Source organism: Zwartia vadi (genome assembly GCF_030410375.1).
Classification (GTDB): domain Bacteria; phylum Pseudomonadota; class Gammaproteobacteria; order Burkholderiales; family Burkholderiaceae_B; genus Zwartia; species Zwartia vadi.
Genome location: NZ_JAUHHE010000027.1, coordinates 1 through 8,666, shown reverse-complemented (window position 1 = coordinate 8,666; position 8,666 = coordinate 1). Strand labels below are relative to the sequence as shown.

At 49.8% G+C, this 8,666-nt stretch carries 1 protein-coding gene; it reads right to left on the bottom strand.

The genetic code is table 11. From position 1 onward, the window contains the following. A partial coding sequence (locus QWY27_RS15015) for a non-ribosomal peptide synthetase (RefSeq protein WP_290199251.1) occupies positions 1 to 8,666 on the bottom strand: 8,666 nt, incomplete at both ends.

The following is an 8,666-nucleotide window of genomic DNA, read 5'->3' as shown; positions in this document are numbered from 1 at the left end:
CAGGCGCTCAAGCGCCTGGAGCACATTGGCGTGGCTCAGGCCAGCGGGCACGCGCAGGCAAACGGCCTGGTTAAAGCGCTGGAGCGAGCCCTTGAGAGCGAGATAGTCTTGGGCGATTGGCAAAGGCAGCATCTCGCCTTCTTCGACCCAGGCGGTTTGCAGCGTCTCGGTGGAGGCGAGGGTGGCCGCGACAGCGAGGGCTTCAGGAGTTTGATGTTTAAAGACATCTCGGACACTAAACACTAGACCTTGCGCGCGTGCGCGACTCACAAGGCGAATGGCAAGAATACTGTCGCCACCCGTTGCAAAGAAACTCTCCTGCCGACTGATTTTCTCGTTTCCTGTGAGTTCCTCGAATAATTTGCACAACAATGACTCAGATGGGTTCTGCGGCGGATCGTACGTCCGGCCACCAATATGAGTTTGTGGCTCTGGCAACGCTCTTCGGTCAAGCTTGCCATTCGGCGTGAGCGGCAAGGCCTCCAGACTCACAAAATGTGAGGGAAGCATATGGTCCGGAAGCTTGATACCAAGGCGTTCACGGATCAATTCCTGACTTGGCAGCGATTGACCAGTTTGAGCAACGAGATACGCGACAAGTTTTTTTTCACCGTTGACGATTTTTGGTATGACTGCCGCGTAAGCGATTTCACTAAATGTGCTCAGCAATGCCGCGTCAATTTCGCCAAGCTCAATCCGATAGCCACGAATTTTGACTTGATCGTCTATACGTCCCAGGTAGATCAACACGCCGTCTGCGCGTCTAAAAACCAGATCACCGGTTCGATACATGCGAGCACCTGGTTTTCCAAAAGGGCACGCGATGAATCGCTCGGCGCTTAAACCGGGACGGGCAAAGTATCCGCGCGCGAGACCCTCGCCACCGATATAGAGTTCACCGACTGCACCATCCTGAACAGGCTCTAGAGATGGGTCGAGAATGTATAGTTGAGTGTTCCAGATTGGCAGTCCGATCGGTATGACACCCTCGTGACTGGTGCGTTCAGTCACTTCGTAGACACAACAACCCACAACAGTTTCGGTAGGACCGTACTCGTTGATCAGTCTTGTGTTTGGCGCATGTTCGCGCCACAGCGCAACAGTCGATGCGTTCAGTTGTTCGCCGCCAATAACATATGCATGCGTCTGGCTTTTTAGCACTTCAGGCTGCAATAAATGCCGGAGCGCATCCATATGAACAGGAGTAGCCTTAACGATTGAATAACCAGTTTGTCGATTCAAATAGTCTGCGAGTACTTCGATTTCATTTTCTTGCTCAAGCAAATGCACACAACGTCCACTTGCCAAAGGTAACCACAAGCTTGAGATGGTCGCATCAAATGCAATGGATGTGTTGATAGGCGCACCGCACCCTGATTGCAGTTTGTAGGCATCCAGTGCCCAATTTAAATAATTGGTCAATCCGTGGTGAGACAGCATCACGCCCTTGGGCGTACCTGTGCTACCTGACGTATAAATCAGATAGACGAGATTGTCTGGTCTCAATACACCATGACGCTCGGACGATAGAATCGGCTGATCAGAAACACGACTGAGCTGAGTGATTAGATCAGTCGTGGTTGGATCAAGTAAGGCAGGGAGTGACTGCTGTACAGATTTTCGTGCCTGTTCGAACGAACATTGCATTGACGATTGCTCTTGTATGGCAAGTGTGTCAATTAGGGCATTGAAATGTACAGTCGATGCAATCAAAAGCTTTGCACGACTGTCTTGAAGCATAAACGATAGACGTTGTGCTGGATATTCAGGTGCTAAGGGTAGGTAAGCACCCCCTGCACGCATGATTGCGAGCATTGATATGACGAGTTCCGCTGAACGATCCAACATGACGCCAACAATGGTGTCGGGTCCTACACCTTGAGCAATCAGATGTCTCGCAAGTCGATTGACCTGCGCATCCATTTCTTTGTAGGTGATGCGATAGCTGCCTTGATCATTCTTTCCAGTCAAGGCCAATGAGTGGCCCGAGAGCTCGACTTGTCGGGCGATCATGGTCAACAAAGAGTGCTGTTCATTATCGAGGGGGATACTATCGCCAGCAGATGTTTCAACCAAGGCCTGACGGCGAGATGCCTCATAAATCGGAATCGCACTCAAAGCCGTATGAGCGAAGTTTTCCAGATTTTTAAGCAGGAATAATAGACTGTCGATCAGACGCTCGGCCTGAGAGCCAGTCAGCCGTGTTTGATCAAATCCAAGTCGCAAGGCGAGTTTTTCGCCCGTCATGACAGACAGTCCGACAGGGTAGTGATTACCATCCTCACTTTCGGCATTGGTTAGCGTGACTCCAGCCAAAGTTGTTTTTGGATGACTAACTGGATAATTTTCAAAAACAAACATTGCTTCAAATAATGGTATGCCGCCAAATCCGGCTAGGGCCTGAATGTCACGTAAGCCAATGTTCGCATGGGTATCTTGTTCGGCCATGGCGACTTGTTGGTCACGCAACCAGTCCTTTAACACCGCGCTTTCAGGTAAGGATACGTATAGAGGAAGCGTGTTAATGAATAAACCGAGTGCGCGATCGATTCCGCGCAGTTCGCTTGAACGACCATTTCGGACGCTGCCAATGACAATCTCGTCGAGACGACATGTTCTACCCAAAACTAATGCGTAGAGTCCTTGCAGAATAGAGGCTTGTGTCAAACCATATTGCCGTCCAAAACGTTCCAATATGATTTGTGTAGATGCATCGACAATCCGCTCAATATTCTTCATTCCCGAAACAGGCTCGGGAGGTGTGGGCAGGCTCAGGCGACTAGGCTCAGACAGCCCCTTCAAATGCTCGCGCCAATACTGTTGCGTTGCCTCATGATCTTGGTCTTCAAGCCATTGCAAATGCTCTTTCCACGAAAAAAGTGGAGCGGGGTGACGCTCACCTGCGCCACAATGGGCCACATAGGCGTCTGCTAAATCACCCATTAAGATGGGCAAAGACCAGCCATCCAGAATCAGGTGGTGATTAGAAACTAATAGAGCATGATCATCGCCACCAAGCGAGCAATAAGTCAAACGTATCAACGGACCTTGCTCAAGATTGAATGGATCATCAAAGTCGAACTGTTTGAGTGCATGAAGTCGCTCGGATTTATTTCCTGTCAGTGACAGGGTACGGAAATCATAAGATTCCGGACTTAAAATGACCCCGAGTCCGGTCAGGTCAGGAGAGGGTGCCATGACTAATCTTAAAACCTCGTGACGCGCAACAAGTTCAGCCCAAGCTGCCCGCATCGCTTCAAGATTGAAGTTGCCTTCAAAAGTCAGCATCAGGTGCACGTGATAGGGATCTTGTTTTCCTTGCGCAAGTGCCAGGGACTCAAAACCTAGGCCTTGTTGGAGCGGCGTGAGCGTCACCAGATCACTGTATCCGGTATATCGCTTCGCGACAGCGTTGAGTTGCTCTTGTGTGATGACTTGACGTCTGTTTAACCATGCAAAGTCAGAGGGCGTCTGTCGGCAGGCAAGGGGGGTGAATGCGCAATGCTGAGCGGTTTTGAGGAGTGCTTCTTTAAAGGTACGAGCCAGTGTCTGGATCGATTCCTTGTCATAAGCTTTGTTGCAGTAGGAAATCGTAAAGCTGAATGCGCCTTGATTGTTGATCACGGCATTGATATCTAGGAGGTGCAGTCGTGGACGATTGTCATCATCCTCAGCGCCGATCAGCCCGTCTTCAGTCATTTGCCACTGTGTGGGATCGGCAACACTTTTGCTATCGAAACGACCAAGATAATTAAATCCAATTTGGACTTGTATGTGTTGCGTGCCGGCAAGCTGACTATTCGGATCAAGATAGCGCAAAATTCCATAACCTAATCCCTTGTCGGGCAAAGCACGGAGATTTTCCTTTATGCGCTGGATGGCTAAGCCAGGACTGGCGCTATCCCCTAAATTGATGTCGGCAACCGCTAATCGGACTGGGAATAGAGTGGTGAGCCAACCGAGAGTGCGGGTGAGGTCCGCCTCGGTTTCACGACCGTGTCCTTCGAGATCGATCAGTGGATCACCGAGTTCAACTTGATATCGATCTTTCGACCATTGACGTAATGCCAGACCTAGTGAGGCAAGCAGCACGTCATTAATTGCGCCGTGATAAGTAACGGGCGCGCGCAAGAGCAGTTCTGTGTCGGAAGTGGAAATTTCCGTCTGGATATGTTCAATGCTAGCTAAGGTGTTGTCTTGATTCTGAATCGCATGATCAGTTGGCAGAGCTTGAATACCTGTCACTTGGGAGAGCCACAAGTTTTCCTCTGAGCGTCTATGACCCTGTTGACCCTGTTGATTTAAATATTCTCCCCAGGCGCGCAATGATACTGCGGGCGTTTCAAGAACAGCAGAGGGATTTTTAGACAGTGCATTCAAATCATCAATCAGGATTCGCCATGAAACCCCATCGATGGCAAAGTGATGAATCACCAGCACGAGCAATGCAGGTTTATCAGGTTCTGTCACCCACAGCGGTGATATCATGCCGCCAGATTTTGCCGGATCCAAGTGTCGACTCAGTGTAAGCACCTCAGCAACAAGTTGTTCCCTGTTTTCTAACGAAGTCTTTCCCTTTAAAGAAATGCTAGGTAATGAGATTTCCGGCGTCTGTTCAGCTGGATCAATCACAAATTTTTGCGGAGGATTCATGTTTAGCATCCGCATACGCAGGCCGCTATGATGATGAATCAACTGATTGATGACGTGTTGGGCTTGTTCGTGCGTGAACCCGATTGGCGCACGCAGACAGATGGCTTGATTGAACTTTTTGAGTGACCCCCCAAGCTCGAGGAATGCACGATAAACCGGTAGAGCAGTAAATTCGCCGTGTTCTGAAATTGAAAACTCTGAGTGATGCTGACCCGTTTCGCCAGTTTTTGAGTGATCGATAGCTTCAGTAGACTGAGCGATCTCAACCAAGGCTTCCGGGGTCTGATGTTTAAATACATCTCTAACAGTAAACGACAAACCCTGAGCGCGAGCGCGACTCACCAGGCGAATGACCGAAATACTATCTCCACCGATTGAAAAGAAACCGTCCTGTCTGCCCACTTGTTTATTGCCTGTGAGCTCTCCAAACAAGTTGCAAAGTAGCGCTTCGGCTGATGTCCTTGGTGGAAGGTAGTTGCTTTCCTCGCCTGTGGCAGTTGTAGGCTCTGGCAATACTCGTCTATCTACCTTACCGTTTGGCGTTAAAGGCAGTTCATCGAGTTCAACAAAATAGGCGGGTACCATGTACTGGGGCAGAACAGTCGCGAGTTGTTCGCTTAGCTCTGCAGCATCTGGCATAGACTCATCTTGATGCATTACTACATAGGCTACCAGTTTTGTGTCTTCGCCGATTTGTCGTGCACTGACAGCAACCTGTGCGATCGAACCGAACTCTTTGACAATCGCAGCTTCGATTTCGCCTAGTTCGATACGATAACCACGGATTTTGACTTGATCGTCCGCGCGTCCCAGAAACTCAATCGACTGATCGTCGTGTTTGAGTGCAAGATCGCCCGTTCTGTACATCCTTGATCCCGGTGGGCCAAAAGGGCATGCCAGAAAGCGTTCGGCAGTCAGTCCGGGGCGATTGTGATAGCCACGCGCCAACCCTGCACCTGCTATATATAACTCACCAGGTACGCCTTGCGGGACGGGCTCCAGATTGGCGTCCAGTACATACACCTGCATATTGGGTAAGGCACAACCAATACTGATTGCCCCTGAAGATGTCTGTCCGTCCCGTGCTGGATCCAGGGGTTGGCTCATGGTCGCGCATACAGTTGTTTCTGTCGGACCATAGGCGTTAAACATCCTCAATCTATCGGCAAAGCGAGACACAATAGAAGGCGGGCACGCTTCGCCTGCGACGACAAGCGTCTGAAGCGTATCCAATGCATCGGACTCCAGTGCTGCGACCAGTACAGGTGGCAAGGTTGCATGGGTCACGCCGCAACGTTTGAGGCAAGGGCCAAGGTTGCTTGCAGCATCGGTACGCAGTGCTTGTGTGGCGATTACTAATGCAGCACCTGCTCCGAAAGCATTCAGCATCTCCCAAACGCTTGCATCAAAGGCTTGCGAGGCAAACTGTAGAACACGATCGGTTGCGTTCAGACCAAACAATGCGCGTTGCGAAAAGGCCAAATTGATGGCTGTTCGGTGTGTGATACATACACCCTTGGGCAAACCAGTCGAACCGGAGGTGTAAATCAAATAGGCTAAATTGTCTGGAGCAAGCGGGATATGCCGCTCTTCCTCAGTAATGGTTTCGCCTGAAAGCATGCTTAGGCGAATATCTAAGATTTGATCGTCCAAATCGATCAGATCAGGCAACGCTGAATCGATCGACATTTCTAGCGTTTCATACAAACTACCTACACTGAGGACAAACTTTGCCTGACTGTCCTGCAAAATATATGCAAGACGACTGGATGGGTAAGTCGAATCAAGGGGTAAAAATGCTGCACCCGCTTTGAGGACGGCCAGTATCGCGATAAAAAGATCTGGGGAGCGATCGAGCATGACGCCTACTACGTTATCAGCTTGAACTCCTTGGCTGATCAGATAGCGTGCGAGTTGATTCGAACGTTCGTCTACTTCGGCATAACTTTGAATGACGGGTCCTGAAACATGATCTTCAATTAGTGCCGGGGAGTCGGGTCGAGAGAGGACCTGTTCAGCAAACAGTTTGGTGAGATCAAATTCCGCAGGAGTAACTTCTAGTTTTGGTCCATTTGATTGTGCGAGTAAAGTGTCACGTTCAGTGCCACGCGTCAAGCTTAACGATGCGAGAGGCTGTTGAGCAAGTTTCGGAAGCTCATCAATCAAACCGCAGAGTCGCTCTAAAAATGCGTGAGCTTGTCGGGCATCAATGCGACTCTGATCGTATGTAAAGCGAAGATTCAGGCCTTGATCAGACGGAAGAACCCCAAGTGCGACAGGATAGCTCGTGCCATCATGGCCTTCAATGCGTTGAACTTCAAGATTGCCAACTGAAGTTTTAGATGGATCTGTGGGAAAGTTTTCAAAAACAAACAGCGCTTCAAAAAGTGCCTGGCCTTTGATACGGGACTGTGTCTGAATCCCTAATAAACCGATATGAGAGTGTGCATCTTGCTCGGCCTGGATTTGTTGTTGCTGCGCCAACCAATCTACCAATACCTGACCGTTTGGCATCGCCATGTAGTGAGGTAAAGTATCGATGAACAGTCCAACAGCCTGTTCAATTCCTTCGATCGGTGATGTTCTTCCATTGTGAACGCTACCCAGCACGATCTCATCCATCCGACTGATGCGAGCAAGGACGAGCGCATAGAGCCCCATCAAAATCGTGGCTTGAGTCAGGCCGTGCTGTTTGCCAAATTTATCCAGCGTTTCGAGTGTTTCACTTGATAGTGGACGATATATTTCCCCATTCCCTTTGCCAACTGATACTGGAGCGGGAAATTTCACTCGACTTGGCGCGCTCACTGCTTTGAGGTGTTGTTGCCAGAACTGTTCGGCCGGAGACCTGTCCTGCGCAGCAATCCACTCCAAATGCTCAATCCAGGAAAGACCTTTCTTAGGTTTACTTCTTTGGCCTGAGAGTTCGTCTCCGTAGGTTTGAGCGAGTTCGAATAAAATCACCATCAGCGACCAACCATCCAAAATCACATGATGTTTGGACAGCATGACTGCGTGTTCCCCATTACCCAGATCCGCGATACTCAAGCGAATCAGCGGTCCGCGCTCGAGATCAAAAGATTCATCGAGGTCTTGACTCTTGAGCTTACGAACGCGCTCTGCGGACGATCCAGTCAACTGAATGACGCGGAAATCAAGTGCGGAATTTTCACGAATGATCGCGATACCAGAGGCAAAGCGAGAGGGAGCCAACACTAAACGCAAAATATCATGACGCGTGACAATGCTGCTCCAAGCTTGTCGCATTGCTTGAACGTTTAGATCACCGCGCAAAATGAGTGCGACCTGAATATGACAGGGATCAGCTGTGTCCGACTCTCGCGCCAGACTTTCGAATACCATTCCCTGTTGCGCTGGGGTAAGCGGAATGATGTTTTCGAGTGTTGGATATTGGCGCAGCAGTCCGTCTAATACTTCTTGGTTGAGAGCTTGATTCAGCAAGCTATTTGGCGTGGCGATCAGAGGAAAGTCTGAAGGTGTTTGCTTACATGCAAGCGGGTATTCCAGACAGTGTCTGGATACTTCTAACAGTGCCTGCTCAAAGGCTTTTGCCAGGTGTTGAATGGAGGATGTATTGTGAGCATGCGAACTGTATGTAATTTGAAAACTAAAACGTCCCTCCGTGTTCAATAGTGAATTGATTTCGATCAGATGCGCACGTTGACGATTCAGATTATCCGGGGCTGAACCAGAGAGCTCTTCAAGAATTGACCATGCATCCTGGTTTGTGCGCTCACCGCTCTGTTCGGCCTCAAATTTTCCTAAATAGTTCAAAACGATTTGCGGTTGCGGACAGTGGTCAAACAGACTCTTTGTCTGCGCATCGAAGTGACGCAGAATACCGAAGCCAATGCCCTTGTCAGGCAGTGCACGCAGATCCTCTTTGATCTGTCTCAGTGCAAGACCGGGTGCCTCAGGCTTGGACCAGTCAAGCTGGCCGACCCGCAAGCGCAGGGGAAACAGGCTGGTCAGCCAGCCGATGGTGCGCGTCA